15 protein-coding genes and 1 pseudogene are annotated in these 19,613 nt (G+C 69.4%); 13 read left to right on the forward strand and 3 right to left on the reverse strand.

The window, feature by feature from the left end:
* Nucleotides 1–357: 357 nt before the first annotated feature.
* Nucleotides 358–1,434 carry a glycoside hydrolase family 19 protein gene (locus ACZ5SK_RS17530; RefSeq protein ID WP_443041317.1) on the reverse strand — a complete coding sequence of 359 codons (1,077 nt, stop codon included), beginning with the start codon at nucleotides 1,432–1,434 and terminating at the stop codon, nucleotides 358–360.
* 767 nt (nucleotides 1,435–2,201) lie between these two features.
* Between ACZ5SK_RS17530 and ACZ5SK_RS17535 the strand changes: the two genes are divergently transcribed.
* The 3 genes and pseudogenes from ACZ5SK_RS17535 to ACZ5SK_RS17545 all read left to right on the forward strand — a co-directional run bounded on the left by ACZ5SK_RS17535 (nucleotide 2,202) and on the right by ACZ5SK_RS17545 (nucleotide 6,216).
* Complete coding sequence (locus ACZ5SK_RS17535) at nucleotides 2,202–3,680, forward strand: BTAD domain-containing putative transcriptional regulator (RefSeq protein WP_334575795.1); 1,479 nt, start codon at nucleotides 2,202–2,204, stop codon at nucleotides 3,678–3,680.
* A 62-nt stretch (nucleotides 3,681–3,742) separates the two neighbouring features.
* Nucleotides 3,743–4,486 (forward strand): annotated as a pseudogene (locus ACZ5SK_RS17540) (radical SAM family protein); the annotation flags it as partial.
* Nucleotides 4,487–4,629: 143 nt separating this feature from the next.
* Nucleotides 4,630–6,216 (forward strand): alpha/beta hydrolase, encoded by a 1,587-nt coding sequence (locus ACZ5SK_RS17545; RefSeq protein ID WP_334575796.1) that lies wholly within the window; start codon nucleotides 4,630–4,632, stop codon nucleotides 6,214–6,216.
* Between the two features lie 102 nt (nucleotides 6,217–6,318).
* Here the strand turns inward: ACZ5SK_RS17545 and ACZ5SK_RS17550 are convergent, their stop codons facing one another.
* Entirely contained in the window at nucleotides 6,319–7,446 is a 1,128-nt protein-coding gene (locus tag ACZ5SK_RS17550) for a tryptophan dimethylallyltransferase family protein (protein ID WP_334575797.1), read from the reverse strand.
* 140 nt (nucleotides 7,447–7,586) lie between these two features.
* On the opposite strand from ACZ5SK_RS17550, the gene ACZ5SK_RS17555 reads away from it, so the two are divergent.
* Nucleotides 7,587–7,985, forward strand: coding sequence for a RidA family protein (locus ACZ5SK_RS17555; RefSeq protein WP_457495222.1), 399 nt, complete (start codon nucleotides 7,587–7,589; stop codon nucleotides 7,983–7,985).
* Nucleotides 7,986–8,008: 23 nt separating this feature from the next.
* Nucleotides 8,009–8,509, forward strand: coding sequence for a GNAT family N-acetyltransferase (locus ACZ5SK_RS17560; protein WP_334581103.1), 501 nt, complete (start codon nucleotides 8,009–8,011; stop codon nucleotides 8,507–8,509).
* Between the two features lie 35 nt (nucleotides 8,510–8,544).
* On the opposite strand, the gene ACZ5SK_RS17565 is transcribed toward ACZ5SK_RS17560, so the two are convergent.
* Entirely contained in the window at nucleotides 8,545–9,120 is a 576-nt protein-coding gene (locus ACZ5SK_RS17565; protein ID WP_334575800.1) for an adenylosuccinate lyase, read from the reverse strand.
* Between the two features lie 386 nt (nucleotides 9,121–9,506).
* On the opposite strand from ACZ5SK_RS17565, the gene ACZ5SK_RS17570 reads away from it, so the two are divergent.
* The 8 genes from ACZ5SK_RS17570 to ACZ5SK_RS17605 all read left to right on the forward strand — a co-directional run bounded on the left by ACZ5SK_RS17570 (nucleotide 9,507) and on the right by ACZ5SK_RS17605 (nucleotide 19,613).
* Nucleotides 9,507–11,312 carry a 3-hydroxyacyl-CoA dehydrogenase family protein gene (locus ACZ5SK_RS17570; protein ID WP_334575801.1) on the forward strand — a complete coding sequence of 602 codons (1,806 nt, stop codon included), beginning with the start codon at nucleotides 9,507–9,509 and terminating at the stop codon, nucleotides 11,310–11,312.
* A gap of 118 nt (nucleotides 11,313–11,430) precedes the next feature.
* On the forward strand, nucleotides 11,431–12,264 hold the full coding sequence (locus tag ACZ5SK_RS17575) for a TetR family transcriptional regulator (RefSeq protein ID WP_334575802.1): 834 nt from the start codon (nucleotides 11,431–11,433) through the stop codon (nucleotides 12,262–12,264).
* A 429-nt stretch (nucleotides 12,265–12,693) separates the two neighbouring features.
* Entirely contained in the window at nucleotides 12,694–14,031 is a 1,338-nt protein-coding gene (gene ccrA / locus ACZ5SK_RS17580; RefSeq protein ID WP_334581104.1) for a crotonyl-CoA carboxylase/reductase, read from the forward strand.
* 17 nt (nucleotides 14,032–14,048) lie between these two features.
* Complete coding sequence (locus ACZ5SK_RS17585) at nucleotides 14,049–16,097, forward strand: protein meaA (protein ID WP_334575804.1); 2,049 nt, start codon at nucleotides 14,049–14,051, stop codon at nucleotides 16,095–16,097.
* A complete protein-coding gene (locus ACZ5SK_RS17590) occupies nucleotides 16,094–17,053 on the forward strand; it encodes an HpcH/HpaI aldolase/citrate lyase family protein (RefSeq protein WP_334575805.1) in 960 nt (319 codons plus the stop codon). The genes ACZ5SK_RS17585 and ACZ5SK_RS17590 overlap by 4 nt, the downstream gene beginning before the upstream one ends.
* 15 nt (nucleotides 17,054–17,068) lie before the next feature.
* A complete protein-coding gene (locus ACZ5SK_RS17595) occupies nucleotides 17,069–17,575 on the forward strand; it encodes a MaoC family dehydratase (RefSeq protein ID WP_319333068.1) in 507 nt (168 codons plus the stop codon).
* A gap of 4 nt (nucleotides 17,576–17,579) precedes the next feature.
* The gene (locus ACZ5SK_RS17600; RefSeq protein WP_334575806.1) at nucleotides 17,580–18,785 is read left to right on the forward strand and encodes an acyl-CoA dehydrogenase family protein; all 1,206 of its coding nucleotides are present in this window, start codon (nucleotides 17,580–17,582) and stop codon (nucleotides 18,783–18,785) included.
* Between the two features lie 171 nt (nucleotides 18,786–18,956).
* Nucleotides 18,957–19,613, forward strand: a complete 657-nt coding sequence (locus ACZ5SK_RS17605) for a phosphatidylserine decarboxylase (protein ID WP_079658622.1) — start codon at nucleotides 18,957–18,959, stop codon at nucleotides 19,611–19,613.

Genomic DNA, 19,613 nt, shown 5'->3' on the forward strand with positions numbered 1-19,613 from the left:
AACTGTGGCGGGTAGTTCTTCATGACCACGAGATGTCCGTTCTCAGATCCTCAGGATCCAGTGTCTCGTGTGTTCAACATCCGGGGTCAAGGCCCGCCTGGGCCGAAGCTTGAGTCGAAGTCTGAGTCGAGTGCGGCACGGCGGCTGCCGCGACGGCACTCGTTGACGCCCCTGAGAGCATCAGAAATCCAAACGCTGTCGCGAACGCGAAGCGCTTTTGACTCGAATTCATGAGAGTTTTCCTGTTCCTTGACAAGATCGAAGTGGTGACTGTGCGGTGCCTCCGGGCACCGCACAGTCACAAGGGGCTCAGGGTGCCGTGCGATCCCGGCCGCTCCGGCGACGTATGGGTGGGGTTCAGCAGGAGAGATTGCCGCCCGGGCCGACCCCGAGGATCCCGGTGAACCTCTGGTACGCGTTCACCCTGCTCTGCACCTGACCGGGGTTCTTCCCATCGCACTCGAGAGAGCCGTTGATGGCACGGATGGTCTGGCCGAAGCCCGCCTGGTTCACCATCGCGTTGTGCGGTGTCATCGTGCCGGCGCCGGTAGACGTGTTCCAGAACCACAGACCGGTGCGCCAGGCCACGGCGGCGTCGGTCTCGACCAGCCGGGGGTTGTGAAGCAGGTCGATCCCGAGCGCGTCGCCCGCCGCCTTGTAGTTGAAGTTCCAGCTGAGCTGGATGGGACCGCGCCCGTAGTAGGCGGCCCGACCGGCCGGGCAGCCGTACGACTGGCTGAGGTCGCAGTAGTGCGGGTAGTTGGCGGTGTTCTGCTCCACCACATGGACCAGCCCACCGGTCTCGTGATTGACGTTGGCGAGGAAGGCGGCGGCCTCCTGCTTCCTGACCGTGTCACTGCCGGTCTTCGCGAACGCCGGGTAGGAACTCAGCGCCTGCACCAGCCCGTTGTAGGTGTAGAAGCTGTTCCGGTTCGGGAACATCTGGTTGAACTGGGCCTCGCTGACCACGAAGCCGGAAGGGGTCGTACCGCCCCCGCGCGCAGGCGCCGTCCACTTCTGGTTCGACGTGCCGGTGCAGGTCCAGATCTGCAGCCGGGTGCCGTTGGCGGAGTTGTTCTCGCGGACATCCAGGCACTTGTCGGCGGCGGGGTTGACGATGTCCCGAGCCGCGGTGACCACCCACTGCTGATTGGCAGTGCCCGTGCAGTCCCACAGCTGAACTGCCGCACCGTCCGCCGTGCTCTGCTCGACGACGTCGAGGCACTTGCCAAGCGCACGCAGGGTGCCATCTCCTGGATTGGACCAGATCTGAGCGTTGGTCCCATTGCAGTCATAGAGCTGCACGGATGCCCCGTTTTCGCTGCTCGCCGATGCGACGTCGACGCACTTGCCGGCCAGCCCCTTGATCTGGCCATCCGCCGCCGAGACGGTCGGCGCAGCCACGAACAGTGCGGCGATCAGCGCGACAAGCACCGAGAGGGCTGTGAGCACCGTCGACGTGCCAGAGGAAGCGCGTCTGTCCGGTAACTGCTGGACGAGGGATGTGGGCATGCGGATACCACTCCTTGGTCGGCTCAAGGCCGTGTGTGGGGGAACGGGGGATCTTCCCCGTAGGCGTCGGTGTTCACTGGCGTGAGTCCGTGCCGCTCGTGGGTGAGACGGCGCGAACCGCCGCCTGGCCAAGACAACCGCCAGGGTGTTTACAGCTTGTTGACGGTCGCTCCACGAACCGTTGACTTCCACTCGCCGGGTCTCGCGCGCCGTGTACAGGACGTTCCTCGCGCCGAGCTGATGGTCAGTAGAGGGGCGCCTTCGCCGGGAGGCTGTCGGCTTCGGCTTCGGGCCGGCGCCCGCGCCCACGGCCTCCGTGACCGGCGTGAGTCCGGGGCGCCCGTCGCGCGGGTACCAGTCGGCGAAATCCTCGTCCCGCCACAGGCCGTCGAGACGGTCACGCACCCACATCGCCGTCGTACGAGAGGTGTTGCCGGCCCGAGCCGTCCGCGCCGTCAACACCGGGACCTCGACACCCGGACGGGGACGGACCGGCATGTCGCACTCATCAGGAATCTCGCGGGCACCACGTCCCCACAAGACCGGCGCACCACCATGATCACCGGCATCCGAACACCAAGATCCCCGGCAGACTCAAGGTTAGACTTCGGGCATGATCCGCGCGGTTGCCCCGGAAGCCCGGCCTCGCCTGTCGGCTTCGGACGTGCATCCCTGAAGGAGGGCGCTGGTTGAAAGAGCCATTACGGTTCTCGCTGCTGGGACCGGTCAGGGCGTGGCGAGGCCAGGACGAGATCACGCTCGGCCCGCCCCAGCAACGGGCGGTACTGGCCGTGCTGTTGCTGGCCGAAGGCTCGCAGGTGTCGGTGGGCAGGCTCGTCGACGCGGTGTGGGGGACCGAAGCACCGGCCTCCGCGCGTGGCATTCTCCGCACCTATATTCACCAGCTCCGTAAGGTATTGGAGCCCGCCGGGGACACCGCGTCGTCCGTGATCCGTGCCGCGGGGGACGGCTATCAACTCACCTCGCCGGGCGAGCTGGATCTGAGCGCCTTCCGGGAACTGTTCGCCCAGGCCGAGCGGTTGCGAGGTGCGGGAGACGCCCAAGGCGCGGCAAAGTGCCTGGGTGATGCGCTCGGTCTGTGGCGGGGAACGGCGTTGGCCGGTGTCCGGGGCGAGTACGCGGACAGCCAGCGGCAACGGCTGGACGAATTGCGACTGTCGGCGGAGGCGGCCCGGCGGGCGGTCGAACTCGACCTGGGTGGCCATGAGCAGGCGGCCTCGGAGCTGACCCGTCTGGTCGCCGAGCATCCGCTGGACGAGCGGTTCCGGGAGATGCTGATGCTCGCCCTGTACCGCTCGGGGCGACAGGCGGCGGCCCTCGCCACCTACCGCGAGGTGCAGACGCTGCTCGCGGGCGAGCTGGGCGTCGATCCCGGGCCGGCGCTTCAAGCGACGTACCGGCGGGTTCTGCAGGCCGACGCCGGGCTCCTCGCTCCGCCGGCCCCGGTCGAGCCGGACCCCGTGCCCGCCTCGGTCCCGGTCGAGCCAGCCCCTGTGCCCACCCCGGTCCCGGCCGTTTCGGCTCAGTTGCCCGCCGGTCCGGTGGTGTTGGTTGGCCGGAACGCCTTCGTAGAGGAGACCGCAGGTCCGGACACCCGTCCCCGCCGGCTCCGCTGGATGCTGCTGGCCGGCTCCGGCCTGGCGATGGCCCTGCTCGCGTACGTCCCCTTCCTCATAGCGGGCGGGGACTCCGACGAGGGCGGTTCGACAACGAGTTCTTCGACAGCGAGTTCCTCGACAGCGGTCCCTTCCCCCTCCAAGTCTGCTTCAGGCGTGGCAATACAAAGTCACGCCTCCGACAGGTGCATTGACGGCGGCATCCTTGGGGACGCGCCGCTGCAGATCCAAGACTGCTCGAGCAGCGACAGACAGTTCTGGCAGATCGTGTCGGAGGAAAGAATCATCCGGATCTCGGGCAAGTGCCTGGACGTCGCGGGCGGTTCGACAGACAACGGCGCGGCCATCCAATTGGCCAACTGCAACGGCAGCGGCTCCCAGCGGTTCCGGCTCAACCCTGCCCACGACCTGGTCAACCTTCAGGCTCACAAATGCGTGGAGGCCACGGACCCGCGCGGGAGCAACCGCACACCGCTCCGGCTCTGGACCTGCACAGGCGCCCAGAACCAGAAGTGGACCGCGGTCAGCTGATCCCTCGGCCGTTCAGATCACGCGTTACGGGGTCGCGTATCGCCATGTCGGGTGCCCTCGATGGGGAGCACGTCGCGATGGGCGCCAACGTCGACTGCTACCAGCGCGCGGAGGGCCGCTACCGGCTGATGCCGGGCATCCTGTCCGCCCTGCGCGAGCGGGCGAACCCCTTCTCGATCCTGACGAAGGGCACGCTGATCCTGCGCGACCTGGACCTGCTGCGGCAGTCCGCCGAGGTGACCGACGTGGGCGTCTCGGTCTCCGTCGGCTTCACCGACACCGAGCTGTGGCGCACCGTCGAGCCGGGTACCCCGGCACCGCAGCGCCGCCTGGACGTCGTACGGACCCTCACCGACCACGGCATCGGCTGCGGGGTGCTGATGGCGCCCGTGATCCCGTTCCCCGGCGACGAGCCGGCCCAGCTGCGCGCCACCGTGCGGGCCATCGCGGCCGCCGGGGCCACCTCCGTCACCCCGCAGGCGCTGCATCTGCGCCCCGGCGCCCGCGAGTGGTTCATGGCCTGGCTGGGGCAGCACCACCCGCACCTGGTGCGCCGGTACGAGCGGCTGTACGCGGACGGCGCGTACGCCCCGAAGTGGTACCAGCGGCGGATCACCCGTCAGGTCCACGAGCCGGCCGAGGAGTACGGCATCGGCCCCACGCGCGCGGGGATGCCCCGCCGGATCGCGCGGCCCGGCCCGACCGGCCCCACCGAGCCGACCGACCCCACCGACGGGTCCGCCGGGGCCGTCGGGACCGTCGGATCGGCCGCCGGGGCCGAGCCGGTCCAACTCACGCTGATCTGAGCGCGTTCGAGCGCATCCGGCAACCCGAACGGGTCAAGTAACGCCGGATCAGGTTCTTCCGGACGATCTTTTCGGGACGATGCGGCGAGGGCCGTGACCTGCACGGTCCGTCCGTTTCCGTCCCTTGCGTCCCGGGAGCACTCATGAACAAACGCGCAGCCGTGCTGTGCGCTGCCGCCGCCGTCGTGGCCGGAACGGTCACGGCCGTGCCCGCCGGAGCGAGCCCGTCGCCCCCCGCGGCGCCCGCCCGCGCGGCGAAGCTCTCCTGGAGGAGCTGCGCCACCACCGACCAGCCGCGCCTGCAGTGCGCGTCCCTGAGAGTGCCGCTCGACCACGAGCAGCCGGGCGGGAAGCAGATCACGCTGGCGCTGTCCCGTGTCCCACACACCGCGAAGACGTACCAGGGACCGCTGCTGGTCAACCCCGGCGGCCCCGGCGGCCGGGGGCTGAGCCTCGCCGGATTCGTCGCCTCGGCACTGCCGAAGGCGGTGGCGGCCCAGTACGACGTCATCGGCTTCGACCCCCGCGGGGTCGGCAGGAGCAGGCCCGCGCTGAACTGCAAGCCCGGCCACTTCACCCCGGTCCGCCCGGACTCCGTGCCGAGCACCGGGGCGATCGAGCGGGCCAACCTCAAGCGCGCCCGGTCGTTCGCCGCGGCCTGCGGCAAGAAGTACGCGAGCGTCCTGCCGTACATCGACACGCTCAGCGCGGCGCGCGACATGGACGCGATCCGGGCCGCCGTCGGCACGCGGCAGCTGAGCTACTTCGGCTACTCGTACGGCACCTACCTCGGCGCTGTGTACGCCAAGCTCTACCCACAGCGGGTGCGCCGCCTGGTCCTGGACTCGATCGTCGACCCCACCGGGGTCTGGTACGAGGACAACCTCACCCAGGACCTGGCCTTCAACGACCGCCACCGCGCCCTGATGGCCTGGATCGCCAGGTACGACAAGACGTACAAGCTCGGCGTCGACCCGGCCGGGGTCGAGGCCAAGTGGTACGCGATGCGGGCGGCCCTGGCCAGGAAGCCGGCCGGCGGCAAGGTGGGCGCCTCGGAGCTGGAGGACACCTTCATGCCCGGCGGCTACTACAACGGCTACTGGCCCCACCTCGCCGAGGCGTTCGCCGCGTATGTGAACGCCAAGGACGACGACCCGCTGGTCGAGGCGTACGAGAACTTCGCCGCCGTCGACTCCGCGGGGGACAACGGCTACAGCATCTACACCTCCGTGCAGTGCCGGGACGCCTCCTGGCCGCGCGAGTGGCACCAATGGCGCACGGACAACTGGTCGGTGTACGCGAAGGCGCCGTTCATGACCTGGAACAACGCCTGGTACAACGCACCGTGCGCGTTCTGGCCGGGCGAGCCCATGGAGCCGCTGAACCTCGTCAACGACGATCTGCCGCCGGTCCTGCTGTTCCAGGCGACGAACGACGCGGCCACCCCGTACGAGGGCGGCGCGACGGTCCACGCGCTGCTGCACGACTCCAGCCTGGTCGTCGAGGAGGGCGGCCAGAACCACGGCATCACGCTGAGCGGGAACGCCTGTCTGGACCAGCACCTGGCGAAGTACCTGAGCGACGGCGCCGTGCCGCGCGGGACGGGCGGCACGGGCGGGGTCGACGCGGTGTGCAAGGCGCAGCCCGACCCGAAGCCGCTGGGCGCGAGGGTCGCCTCGGGCACGGCCCGCGGCGCCGCGCTGCACGGGCTGCTGGGATTCCGTGGCTGACGCGCGGCTGACCGGCGGCTGACGTAGAGCGGGTGAGGGGGCTCCGCGAGGTCGTCATCGGCCGAGCGGAGCCTTCACGCCGCCCTGGGAACGGCTTCGTGGTCAGACCACGGGGTCGGCATACGTACGGAACCGCAGGTACACGCCTATGTCCGCGGGGAGTTCCGGTGAGATCGTCCGGTAGCTGCACAGCTCCTGCAGTCCCCCGGTGTCCTGGGGCAGTCCCGCCGTCAGCTGTCGCAGGATCTCGGCGTGCGGTCGCGGGTCGATGCCCTCCACTTCCATGAGCCGGGCGATGCGCTCGGCCGCCTCCGCGTCGGAGCGGGTGTTGTCCGGCAGCCGCAGATAGACGTTGGCCTCCTCGGGGCCGGGCGTGCCCTCCCGGAACGCCAGACACGTCATCGGCTCGTTGCTCACGGTGCCGCCGTTCCGCCCGTAGATGACGCTTCGCGCCCGGGCCGCCCGGGCCTGCTCGTAGCGGTGCGCCATCGCCCCCACGGTGTCCAACTCGCCCATGGGCATGGGGAGATGCCGGTAGTAGACCTTCACCCGGGAGGTGTCCGAGCCGCCCAGGTCGAGGGCCATGAGCTCCAACTCGTGTCCGCGCCCGGCGAGTTCCGCGCCGCGGTGCGCGACCGGTTCCCAGGCGTCCGCCAGGCCCAGCCGGTGCATGGCCTCCGCCATGACGTCGTACGCGCCGTCCAGGCCGTGCACCTGCGGGTTGAGGTAGACCTTGTAGTGGGGCCGCTTACCCGGCCGCCAGGCCAACGAGTGCCAGAGGGTGGCCCGGTAGCGGTCGGGAGCGGACGTGATGAACAGGTCCTCGATGCTCAGATAGCGCGCGATGTCCGTCCCGGGGCTTCCGGCGAGTCGACGCGTCAGCTCCCGGCCGGCCTCCTGGCAGCCGAACGGGGTGCCGTCGGAGCCGAGCGACTCGAAGAGGATGCGGACCTCGGGCCGGCCGCCCTTCCAGCTGACGGAGAGTTCGGCGGGGAAGCCGTCGGCGGAGACGAACGAGGGGGGATCGCACCGGGTTCCGACGGGCCGCGTGCCCCACGGGTGGATCACTTCCCTCAGGTCCTGCAGTACGGTCTCGGTCTCCCACTGGTCCACCCCCAGGCCACGGCAGACCGCGGTCCACTTCTCCTCCAGGAACTGCCCGAACGTCTTCGCCGCGTCCTGACGCGGGTCCAGGCCGGATATCTCATCGGGAAGTTGCGCACCTGCCACTCTCCATCACCTTCCACAGCCGGACCAACCCGGCCTAGTCCGCGCTCACTTCGGCGGAAGGCGATCTTCCCCTCGGGAAGATATTCGAATCTCGAACTAATTAGCGACAGGCGGTGACGCGCATGGTTCACCATGGACGCATGAGTGAACTGACCAGGATCCCCGCCCCCGACGGAGTCGCCGCCGCGGCCCAGTACTCCCACGTCGTGATGGGCACCGGCCGTTTCGTCGCCGTCGCAGGTCAACTCCCGCTCGACGAACACCGCCGGCTGGTCGGCGAGGGCGATCCCGAGGCCCAGGCGCGCCAGGTCTTCGAGAACCTGCGGCGCTGCCTCGCCGCGGCCGGCGCCGGCTTCGACGACGTGGTCAAACTCACCTACTTCGTCACGGACATGGCTCACCTGCCCGCGATCCGCACGGCCCGCGCCGCACACCTGCCCGACGACCGTCTCCCGGCCGCCTCGGCCGTGCAGGTCGCCGCGCTGGTCCGTCCCGAGTTCCTGATGGAGATCGAGGCCTTCGCGGTGGTGGCCGAGTGAGCGCCCCGGTCGTCGTACGGGACATGGCACTCGCCGACGTCGACCGGGTCTGCGAGATCCGTGTCCGTGGCTGGCAGAGCGCCTACCGGGGCCTGATGCCGCAGTCCTACCTCGACGCGCTGAGCGTCGACGAGGACGCCGAGCGCCGACGCGCGCACTTCGGGCGCCGCGGCGCCGACGTGGTGAACCTGGTCGCGGAGCAGGAGGGAAAGGTGGTCGGCTGGGCCGCCCACGGCGCCTACCGGGACGGTGAAGTCCGCACCGCCGACGCCGAGTTGTACGCGCTCTACGTCGACACCGGGCACATCGGCACGGGCGTCGGGCGCGCTCTCCTCAAGGAATCGGTGCGGCAGGCGGGCGCCCTCGGGCGGTCCCGCATGTACCTGTGGGTCCTCAGGGACAACACCCCCGCCCGCCGCTTCTACGAGCGTGCCGGGTTCCATGCGGACGGCGCCGAGGAGCCCTTCGAGGTGGCGGGCGTCGCCGTGCCCGAGGTGCGGTATCTCAGCCCCCTCCCGGTCTGACCGGTCCGGTCCGACGGCTGCCGGCCGGCCGCTCCTCACCGCTGTCGGGGGATCCGCGCCAGCGCGTGCACGGCGGCCTCCGCGAGCGCCGGGTGGGCGAGGGCGTCGTTCAGCACCGGCCGGGCCCGGCCGTCCCCCAGCGTGCCCAGCCCCTCCACGCACGCCAGGGCCACCCGCCGGTAGGGGTCGTGCGGCCGCAGCCGCCGACGAAGCGTCGTGATCAGCGCGGGCACGGACTCGGGTGCCCGCAGCTCCACGAGGAGCCGGACGGGATGCAGGGCGTAGGCGACACGCAGTTCGTTGGTGGCCAGGGCGGCCGCGGCGCGCGCCGTGCGGGGGTCGCCGAGGCGGGCCAGGGCATGGGCGGCGGAGGCGCAGCGCGGCGGATCGCGGTGGTTGAGCAGCAGGACGAGCGCCTCGAAGGCGCGCCGGTCCCCGGCGAGCCCCAGCCGGAACGCGGCCAGCTCCCGGGCCCACAACGGCTGTCCCGACGCGATGAGCACGCCCGCCAGTTCGTCGTGATCGCCCGTCGCCGTCAGCCGCTCGTACAGCGCCGCGCCACCCGACTCCCGCCGTAAACGCTCCGTGAGCGTTCGCAACTCTTCGTCCATGACGCGAGCCTAAAGGCTCGGTCGGTCAGGGAGTTACCTCACAGCCGCGAGGGCTGGCGCGCTCGTTACCCACCGGTTAAGCTCATACGAGCGAATCACCCTTTCGCTTCACCTCCTCGTGGTGGCCTGGTGACGCAGTCGCCGCGAGAAGTCGGTTCGGTACCTCGTACCGCTGTACGACCCGGCCACGGGACAGGGCCGGTCGGATCTCCCGTTCGTCTCCGGGCGTGTGCACGCCCTGGGCGACGGCACCGGGCGTGTGCGCTCGCAGCCCGGCATCACCCGCACTCCTTGCTCTCCGCACCCGGTGCGCTCAGGCCTCGCAGAGGCTGTCTCGGCGTATCCGGGCGCGTTCCCAGTCGTCACCTCATTCCTGGAGTCCCGCGATGGCCGCTCCCCTGTCCGACACCACCCTGTCCCCGCTCCAGACGATCGCCGTCATCGGCCTCGGCACCATGGGCACCGGCATCACCGAGGTCCTGGCCAAGGCCGGGCGCGAGGTGATCGGCATCGACATCAGCGAGGCGCAGACCGCGCGGTCCCTCGCCGCGCTGGAGGCCTCCACCGACCGTGCCGTGCGGCGCGGCCGGCTCACCGAGCAGGAGCGCACGGCCGTCCTGGCCCGCGTCCGCACCTCCACCGATCTGCGCGCGGCGGCCGGCGCCGACCTGGTCATCGAGGTGGCGCCGGAGTCGTACGAGATCAAGCAGCAGATCTTCCGCGAGCTGGACGGGATCGTGCGTCCCGAGACCATCCTCGCCACCGGCACCAACGCGCTGTCCGTCACCCGGCTCGCCGCCGACTCCGCCCGCCCGGAGCGGGTGCTGGGCCTGCACTTCTTCAACCCGGCGCCGGCGATGAAGCTGGTCGAGGTCGTCTCCTCGGTGCTGACCGCGCCCGCCGCCGTCACCGCCGTCACCCACCTCGCGCTCGACCTCGGCAAGGAGCCCGTCGCGGTGGGCGACCGGCCCGGGTTCGTCGCCGACGGCCTGCTGTTCGGCTACCTCAACCAGGCCGCCGCGATGTACGAGGCCCGGTACGCCTCCCGCGAGGACATCGACGCGGCGATGCGGCTGGGCTGCGGGCTGCCGATGGGCCCGCTCGCGCTGCTCGACCTGATCGGCGTGGACACCGCCCGCACGGTCCTGGAGGCCATGTACGCCGAGTCCCGCGACCGGCTGCACGCCCCCGCCCCGATCCTGGGGCAGCTCAGTGCGGCGGGCCTGACCGGCCGCAAGTCGGGCCGCGGCTTCTACACCTACGACGCCCCCGGCAGCGCGACGGTCGTCCCGGACGCGCTGACGCCCCTGACCGGCGGGGCTGCGGCCACCGGCCGTCCGGTGCGTTCGGTCGGCGTCGCCGGCTCCGGCACCATGGCCTCCGGCATCGCCGAGGTCTTCGCCAAGGCCGGTTACGACGTCGTCCTCGCCGCCCGCAGCGAGGAGAAGGCACAGAGTGCCAAGGCCCGTATCGGCAAGTCCCTTTCCCGATCCGTCGACAAGGGGCGGCTGCCCGCCGAGGCCGCCGCGCGGACCCTGGACCGGATCACCGCCGCCGGCTCCTACGACGCCTTCGCCGACGTCGATCTGGCCGTCGAGGCGGTCGCCGAGGACCTCGCGGTCAAGCAGCAGCTCTTCGCGACGCTGGACAAGGTCTGCAAGCCCGGCGCGGTCCTCGCCACGACGACCTCCTCGCTGCCGGTGGTCACCTGCGCCCGCGCCACCTCGCGCCCGCAGGACGTGATCGGCATGCACTTCTTCAACCCGGCGCCGGCCATGAAGCTGGTCGAGGTCGTGCGCACGGTGCTGACGGCCGAGGACGTCCACGCGACGGTCCGCGAGGTGTGCGTGAACATCAAGAAGCACGCGGTCGACTGCGGCGACCGGGCCGGCTTCATCGTGAACGCGCTGCTCTTCCCGTACCTGAACAACGCGATCAAGATGGTGCAGGAACACTACGCGTCGCTCGACGACATCGACGCGGCGATGAAGCTGGGCGGCGGCTATCCGATGGGCCCCTTCGAGCTGCTGGACGTCGTCGGGCTCGATGTCTCGCTCGCCATCGAGAAGGTCCTGCACCGCGAGTTCCGCGACCCGGGCCTGGCGCCCGCGCCGCTCCTGGAGCACCTGGTGGCCGCGGGCTGCCTCGGCCGCAAGACCGGCCGCGGCTTCCGCGAATATGCCCGCCGCTGACGGCGTCGGCGACTGGTTCCGAGCGCACGAGGACTGGGGCGGACTACTCGGCCCCACTGGCGGACCCCCGCCCGCCGAGGGCGGGGGAAACCCCGGACACGCGCACCGAGCTGCACACATGCAGTACGTTCGGGGCATGCCCCAGCCCGCCAGGTCCTCACGTACACCAGCCACGCCCGACGCGCCGGAGAGTGCCGCAGGCAGCCGCGCGGCCGCCCAACGGCTCAAGATGCGCCGAGAACTGGCGGCCGCGGCCATGGAGCTGTTCGCGACCAAGGGGTACGAGGCGACCACCGTCGACGAGATCGCGGCCGCCGCCGGGGTCGCCCGCCGCACCTTCTTCCGCCACTTCCGTTCCAAGGAAGAGGCGATCTTCCCCGACCACGACGACACACTGATCCGGGCCGAGGCGGTGCTCAACGCGGCCCCGGCGCACGAGCACCCGCTCGACACGGTGTGCCGCGGCATCAAGGAAGTCATGAAGATGTACGCGGCCCGGCCGGAGATCTCGGTCGCCCGCTACAAACTGACCCGCGAGGTGCCCACCCTGCGCGAGGCGGAGATCGCGTCGGTGGCCCGCTACGAGCGGCTCTTCACCCGCTATCTGCTCGGCCACTTCGACGAGCACGCCCATGACGACGACGCCAACGACGACCCGCTGCTCGCCGAGGTCGCCGCGTCCGCCGTGGTCACCGCCCACAACCACGTCCTGCGGCGCTGGCTCAGGGCAGGCGGCCAGGGCGATGTCGAGGCCCAGCTCGACCACGCCTTCGCGATCGTGCACAAGACGTTCAGGACGGGCATCGGAATGGGCCGCAGCGGCGCCGGCGCCCCCGCACAGGCCCCGGCGACGATCTCCGCGCAGGGCGAGGTCCTGGTGACGGTCGCCCGCACCGACGCCCCGCTGGACGAGGTCATGCGGGCCATCGAGCAGGCCCTCAAGGAGCGCTGAGCCGCTGCCGGAAAGACCCTTCACGCTGTGAGACGGCCACCCCACGGGGTGGCCGTTTTGGCATGTCAGAGCACCTTTTCTCGCGGATTTCACACCTCGTTCGATCGATCATCGCTCATTTGTTACGTAAAGATTTCACCTGAGAGGAAGTTCTGGCACTCAGTGCCTTGCGAGGTGACACGCGGTGTCATACGTTGAAGGTGTCCGGGCGGCCGGCGTGCAGAGACCTTTCGTACGTCGGCTGTCCCCGCAAGCACATGGCTTGCGCGCCCGGACGCCTGCGTCACAGGCAACCTCCCGCGCCACAAAGCGCTGCCGAACAGCACCGCCGCCGAACCGACGGCACTTCCCTCACTCCCTCAGCAGCACCGACGTAACCCTCAGCGCCCCGCCCTCAGGGCGCTCACCGCCGGAGGCAACACCGTGACCATGCAGAAGATCCTGGACGCGATCCAGTCGCCGGACTCGACACCGGACGACTTCGCCGCTCTGCCGCTCCCCGAGTCCTACCGCGCGATCACCGTGCACAAGGACGAGACGGAGATGTTCGCGGGCCTGGAAACCCGCGACAAGGACCCGCGCAAGTCGATCCACCTCGACGAGGTCCCGCTGCCCGAGCTCGGCCCGGGCGAGGCCCTGGTGGCCGTCATGGCCTCCTCGGTCAACTACAACTCCGTGTGGACCTCGATCTTCGAGCCGCTGTCCACGTTCGGCTTCCTGGAGCGCTACGGCCGGCTCAGCGAGCTCACCAAGCGGCACGACCTGCCGTACCACATCATCGGCTCCGACCTCGCGGGCGTCGTCCTGCGCACCGGCCCCGGCGTCAACGCCTGGAAGCCGGGCGACGAGGTCGTCGCGCACTGTCTGTCCGTCGAGCTGGAGTCCTCGGACGGCCACAACGACACGATGCTCGACCCCGAGCAGCGCATCTGGGGCTTCGAGACGAACTTCGGCGGCCTCGCCGAGGTCGCGCTCGTCAAGTCCAACCAGCTGATGCCCAAGCCGGACCACCTGAGCTGGGAGGAGGCGGCGGCCCCCGGCCTCGTCAACTCCACCGCCTACCGGCAGCTGGTCTCCCGCAACGGCGCCGGCATGAAGCAGGGCGACAACGTCCTGATCTGGGGCGCGAGCGGCGGCCTCGGCAGCTATGCCACGCAGTTCGCGCTGGCCGGCGGCGCCAACCCGATCTGTGTCGTCTCCTCGCCGCAGAAGGCGGAGATCTGCCGGGCCATGGGCGCCGAGGCGATCATCGACCGCACCGCCGAGGACTACCGGTTCTGGAAGGACGAGCACACCCAGGATCCGAAGGAGTGGAAGCGTTTCGGCAAGCGCATCCGCGAGCTCACCGACGGCGAGGACGTCGACATCGTCTTCGAGCACCCCGGCCGGGAGACCTTCGGCGCCTCGGTCTACGTCACGCGCAAGGGCGGCACCATCGTCACCTGCGCCTCGACGTCCGGCTACAACCACGAGTACGACAACCGCTACCTGTGGATGTCCCTGAAGCGGATCATCGGCTCGCACTTCGCCAACTACCGCGAGGCCTGGGAGGCCAACCGGCTGGTCGCGAAAGGCAGGATCCACCCGACGCTGTCGAAGGTCTACTCCCTGGAGGAGACCGGCCAGGCCGCCTACGACGTGCACCGCAACCTCCACCAGGGCAAGGTCGGCGTCCTCGCGCTGGCCCCCCAGGAGGGTCTGGGCGTGCGCGACGAGGCCAAGCGCGCCCAGCACATCGACGCCATCAACCGCTTCCGCAACATCTGAGACACCCGAGGTCATAGATGACTGAGCGTCAGCCCGCCGAAGGAAAGCGGGAGAAGGACCGGCCGTGGCTCATGCGCACGTACGCCGGTCACTCCACCGCCGAGGCGTCCAACGAGCTGTACCAGCGCAACCTCGCCAAGGGCCAGACGGGTCTGTCGGTGGCGTTCGACCTGCCCACCCAGACCGGCTACGACTCCGACCACGTCCTCGCCCGCGGCGAGGTCGGCCGGGTCGGCGTGCCGGTGGCCCATCTCGGTGACATGCGCAGGCTGTTCCAGGACATCCCCCTGGAGCAGACGAACACCTCGATGACGATCAACGCCACCGCCATGTGGCTGCTGGCGCTCTACCAGGTCGTCGCCGAGGAGCAGGGCGCCGACATCACCCGGCTCCAGGGCACGACCCAGAACGACATCGTCAAGGAGTACCTGTCGCGGGGCACGCACGTGTTCCCGCCGGGGCCGTCGCTCCGCCTGACGACCGACATGATCGCGTACACGGTCTCCCACATCCCGAAGTGGAACCCGATCAACATCTGCAGCTACCACCTGCAGGAGGCGGGCGCCACGCCGGTCCAGGAGATCGCGTACGCGATGTCGACGGCGATCGCCGTGCTGGACGCCGTCCGGGACTCCGGGCAGGTGCCGGCCGAGAAGTTCGGCGACGTCGTCGCCCGGATCTCCTTCTTCGTGAACGCGGGCGTCCGCTTCGTCGAGGAGATGTGCAAGATGCGCGCCTTCGGCCGCATCTGGGACCAGATCACCCGCGAGCGCTACGGCATCGCCGACCCCAAGCAGCGCCGCTTCCGCTACGGCGTCCAGGTCAACTCCCTGGGGCTGACGGAGGCGCAGCCGGAGAACAACGTCCAGCGCATCGTCCTGGAGATGCTGGCGGTGACGCTGTCGAAGGACGCACGCGCGCGTGCCGTGCAGCTCCCCGCCTGGAACGAGGCCCTGGGCCTGCCCCGCCCCTGGGACCAGCAGTGGAGCCTGCGCATCCAGCAGGTCCTCGCCCACGAGAGCGACCTGCTGGAGTACGAGGACATCTTCGAGGGCTCGCACGTCATCGAGGCCAAGGTCGCCGAGCTGGTCGAGGCCTCCCTGACCGAGATCGAACGGATCCAGGAGATGGGCGGCGCGATGGCCGCCGTCGAGTCCGGCTACCTCAAGTCGCAGCTCGTCTCCTCGCACGCCGAGCGGCGCGCCCGTATCGAGTCCGGGCAGGAGAAGATCGTCGGCGTCAACATCTTCGAGACGACCGAGCCCAACCCGCTGACCGCCGATCTCGACACCGCGATCCAGACGGTCGACCCGGCGGTCGAGGCCCGGGTCATCGCCTCCCTGCAGAACTGGCGCGACACGCGGTACCAGCCGCCCTTCAACCATCCGCGCCCGTGCAAGGCGCTGGAGAAGCTGAAGGAGGCCGCGAAGGGCACCGCCAACCTCATGGAGGCCACCCTGGAGTGCGCCCGCGCCGGGGTCACGACCGGCGAGTGGGCGGGGGCGCTGCGCGAGGTGTTCGGCGAGTTCCGGGCCCCGACCGGGGTCTCGTCGGCGCCGGTGGCGGTGCCGGCGGAGGAGGGCTCGGCCATGGCCGACGTCCGCCGCAGGGTCGATCTGACGGCGAAGGACCTCGGGGTCGGCAAGCTGCGCTTCCTGGTCGGCAAGCCGGGCCTGGACGGGCACTCCAACGGCGCCGAGCAGATAGCCGTGCGCGCGCGTGACGCAGGCTTCGAGGTGGTCTACCAGGGCATCCGGCTGACGCCCGAGCAGATCGTGGACGCCGCGCTGGAGGAGGACGTCCACGCGGTGGGCCTGTCCATCCTGTCCGGCTCGCACGCCCAACTGGTGCCGGATGTCCTCGAACGGCTCCGTGTGGCCGGTGCCACAGACATCCCGGTGATCGCCGGTGGCATCATCCCGAATGGAGACGCCGAACAGCTCAGGGCTGCCGGCGTGGCCGCGGTCTTCACCCCGAAGGACTTCGACATCACCGGAATCATCGGCCGCATCGTCGACGAGATCCGGACAGCGAACCAGCTCGACCCCCTGGAGGTCCCCGCATGACCGTCAACCGTCTGCGTCCCCGCCGCTCGTGTCTCGCGGTCCCGGGCAGCAACCCCCGCTTCCTGGAGAAGGCGCAGGGCCTCCCGGCGGACCAGGTCTTCCTCGACCTGGAGGACGCGTGCGCGCCGCTCGCCAAGCCCGAGGCGCGGCACACCATCGTCAAGTTCCTCAACGAGGGCGACTGGACGGGCAAGACGAGGGTCGTGCGCGTCAACGACTGGACGACCGAGTGGACGTACCGCGATGTCGTGACGGTGGTCGAGGGGGCCGGCCCCAACCTCGACTGCATCATGCTGCCGAAGGTGCAGAACGCCCAGCAGATCGTCGCCCTGGACCTGCTGCTGACCCAGATCGAGAAGACCATGGGCTTCGAGGTCGGCAAGATCGGCATCGAGGCACAGATCGAGAACGCGCAGGGCCTCAACAACGTCAACGAGATCGCGCAGGCCTCCCCGCGCATCGAGACGATCATCTTCGGCCCGGCCGACTTCATGGCGTCGATCAACATGAAGTCGCTGGTCGTGGGCGAGCAGCCGCCCGGCTACCCGGCGGACGCCTACCACTACATCCTGATGAAGATCCTGATGGCGGCCCGTGCCAACGACCTCCAGGCGATCGACGGCCCGTACCTGCAGATCCGCAACGTCGACGGCTACCGCGAGGTCGCCCGGCGCGCCGCCGCGCTCGGTTTCGACGGCAAGTGGGTGCTGCACCCGGGCCAGGTCGAGGCGTCCAACGAGATCTTCTCGCCGTCGCAGGAGGACTACGACCACGCCGAGCTGATCCTGGACGCGTACGACTACTACACGTCCGAGGCGGGCGGCAAGAAGGGCTCGGCGATGCTCGGCGACGAGATGATCGACGAGGCCAGCCGCAAGATGGCGCTGGTCATCTCCGGCAAGGGACGCGCGGCCGGCATGCAGCGCACGTCGAAGTTCGAGACCCCCGTCGACTGAGGAGCCCTGAGCGCGATGCAGTTCGGACGCACGTACGAGGAGTTCGAGGTCGGCGCGACGTACAAGCACTGGCCGGGCAAGACGGTCACGGAGTACGACGACCACCTGTTCTGTCTCCTCACCATGAACCACCACCCGCTCCACATGGACACCAACTACGCGGAGAAGACGACCGACTTCGGCAAGAACGTCGTCGTCGGGAACTACATCTACTCCCTGCTGCTCGGCATGTCCGTGCCGGACGTCTCCGGCAAGGCCATCGCCAACCTGGAGATCGAGTCGCTCAAGCACGTGGCGCCGACCTTCCACGGCGACACGGTCTACGGGCAGACGACCGTGCTCGACAAGTGGCCGTCGAAGTCGAAGAACGACCGCGGCATCGTGTACGTCGAGACGAAGGGCTACAAGCAGGACGGCACGCTGGTCTGCGTGTTCCGCCGCAAGGTGATGGTGCCGACCGAGACGTACATCAAGGAGCGCGGCGGCGAGCAGCCCGGCCGCCCGGAACTTCAGGAAGGCTGACTCGATGGCCCGCCTCGCCCAGACCGCCGGTCTGACCGACGTCCAGCAGGAGATCCTCTCCACCGTCCGCGACTTCGTGGACAAGGAGATCATCCCCGTGGCGACCGAGCTGGAGCACCGCGACGAGTACCCGCAGACAATCGTCGACGGTCTCAAGGAGTTGGGCCTGTTCGGCCTGATGATCCCCGAGGAGTACGGGGGCCTGGGCGAGTCGCTCCTCACCTACGCCCTGTGCGTGGAGGAGATCGCCCGCGGCTGGATGTCGGTGTCCGGCATCATCAACACGCACTTCATCGTGGCGTACATGCTCAAGCAGCACGGCACGCAGGAGCAGAAGGACCACTACCTGCCGCGCATGGCGGCCGGCGACATCCGGGGCGCGTTCTCCATGTCGGAGCCGGCCCTCGGCTCGGACGTGTCCGCGATCACGTCGAAGGCGGTGAAGGACGGCGACGAGTACGTCCTCAACGGCCAGAAGATGTGGCTGACGAACGGCGGAACGTCCTCGCTGGTGGCCGTTCTCGTGCGAAGTGACGAAGGACACCCCGAGGGCACCGCGCCCCACAAGTCGATGACGACCTTCCTGATCGAGAAGGAGCCCGGCTTCGGTGAGGTCCGCCCAGGCCTGACCATCCCGGGCAAGATCGAGAAGATGGGCTACAAGGGCGTCGACACCACCGAGCTCATCATGGACGGCCTGCGGCTTCCCGCCGATCGGGTGCTCGGCGGGGTCACCGGCCGAGGTTTTTACCAAATGATGGACGGCGTCGAGGTTGGGCGCGTCAATGTCGCGGCGCGTGGCTGTGGCGTCGCACAGCGTGCGTTCGAGCTGGGCGTGCGGTACGCCCAGCAGCGTCACACCTTCGGCAAGGCGATCGCCCAGCACCAGGCGATCCAGTTCAAGCTGGCCGAGATGGCTACCAAGGTCGAGGCCGCCCATGCGATGATGGTGAACGCCGCGCGCAAAAAGGATTCCGGAGAGCGAAACGACCTTGAGGCAGGGATGGCGAAGTACCTCGCCTCCGAGTACTGCAAGGAGGTCGTGGAGGATGCCTTCCGGATCCACGGCGGGTACGGCTTCTCCAAGGAATACGAGATCGAGCGCCTCTACCGCGAGGCCCCGATGTTGCTGATCGGTGAAGGCACCGCCGAAATCCAGAAAATGATCATCGGGCGCCGCCTGCTCGAGGAGTACCGGTTCCAGGGTTGATTGTCAGAGTTGGGGGTGTTTTCTTCGAGAAGAAGATCACACCCGGTCAACTTCCGTCAGCCGCCGACTCGGCTTCCTGGCTTACCCAGTTGTGGCCCCGAACCGCTACGATCGCCGAAAGCCGCCGTCCCCCCTGTCGAAGCGCGGCATCATCCGCTACGAAGGTCATCCATGCCCCACAGCCAAACCTCTGCACACCGCGACAGCCTGGTAGGCGCACGCCTCGCGCGCGGAGCATCGCCGTGGCTCCTGCCGACCGTCGCCACCGCAGCCGTCAGCCTGCTGCGCGCTCGCCGCTCGGGTGCCGCCAAGGCCGTAGCCGTGCCCGCCACCGCTCTCGCGGCGGGCATGCTGTGGTTCTTCCGCGACCCCGAGCGTGAGATCGCCCCGGGCCGGGTCATCTCGCCCGCCGACGGAGTGGTGCAGAGCATCATGCCGTGGAAGGACGGGCGCACCCGGGTCGCGATCTTCATGAGCCCGCTCAACGTCCACGTCAACCGCGCGCCGCTGGCCGGCACCGTGACGTCGGTCGAGCACATCCCCGGCGGCTTCGTTCCGGCTTTCAACAAGGAGAGCGAGAACAACGAGCGCGTCGTCTGGCACTTCGACACCGAGCTCGGTGACATCGAGATGATCCAGATCGCCGGCGCCGTCGCCCGCCGCATCGTCCCCTACATCCCCGAGGGCACGAAGGTCGAGCAGGGCGAGCGGATCGGCCTGATCCGTTTCGGCTCGCGCGTCGACATCTACCTGCCCGAGGGCGTGGAGGTCGCGGTCGAGGTGGGACAGAAGACCGTGGCGGGGGTGACTCGCATTGACCGTGATTGA

Source organism: Streptomyces sp. NPDC031474, assembly GCF_055581185.1.

Excerpts from the sequence above, each read along its gene's own strand:
- ACZ5SK_RS17545 (WP_334575796.1), top strand. The coding sequence starts at position 4,630 with ATGAACAAACGCGCAGCCGTGCTGTGCGCTGCCGCCGCCGTCGTGGCC.
- ACZ5SK_RS17555 (WP_457495222.1), top strand. The coding sequence starts at position 7,587 with ATGAGTGAACTGACCAGGATCCCCGCCCCCGACGGAGTCGCCGCCGCG.
- ACZ5SK_RS17560 (WP_334581103.1), top strand. The coding sequence starts at position 8,009 with ATGGCACTCGCCGACGTCGACCGGGTCTGCGAGATCCGTGTCCGTGGC.
- ACZ5SK_RS17565 (WP_334575800.1), bottom strand. The coding sequence starts at position 9,120 with ATGGACGAAGAGTTGCGAACGCTCACGGAGCGTTTACGGCGGGAGTCG.
- ACZ5SK_RS17570 (WP_334575801.1), top strand. The coding sequence starts at position 9,507 with ATGGCCGCTCCCCTGTCCGACACCACCCTGTCCCCGCTCCAGACGATC.
- ACZ5SK_RS17575 (WP_334575802.1), top strand. The coding sequence starts at position 11,431 with ATGCAGTACGTTCGGGGCATGCCCCAGCCCGCCAGGTCCTCACGTACA.
- ccrA (WP_334581104.1), top strand. The coding sequence starts at position 12,694 with ATGCAGAAGATCCTGGACGCGATCCAGTCGCCGGACTCGACACCGGAC.
- ACZ5SK_RS17585 (WP_334575804.1), top strand. The coding sequence starts at position 14,049 with ATGACTGAGCGTCAGCCCGCCGAAGGAAAGCGGGAGAAGGACCGGCCG.
- ACZ5SK_RS17590 (WP_334575805.1), top strand. The coding sequence starts at position 16,094 with ATGACCGTCAACCGTCTGCGTCCCCGCCGCTCGTGTCTCGCGGTCCCG.
- ACZ5SK_RS17595 (WP_319333068.1), top strand. The coding sequence starts at position 17,069 with ATGCAGTTCGGACGCACGTACGAGGAGTTCGAGGTCGGCGCGACGTAC.
- ACZ5SK_RS17600 (WP_334575806.1), top strand. The coding sequence starts at position 17,580 with ATGGCCCGCCTCGCCCAGACCGCCGGTCTGACCGACGTCCAGCAGGAG.
- ACZ5SK_RS17605 (WP_079658622.1), top strand. The coding sequence starts at position 18,957 with ATGCCCCACAGCCAAACCTCTGCACACCGCGACAGCCTGGTAGGCGCA.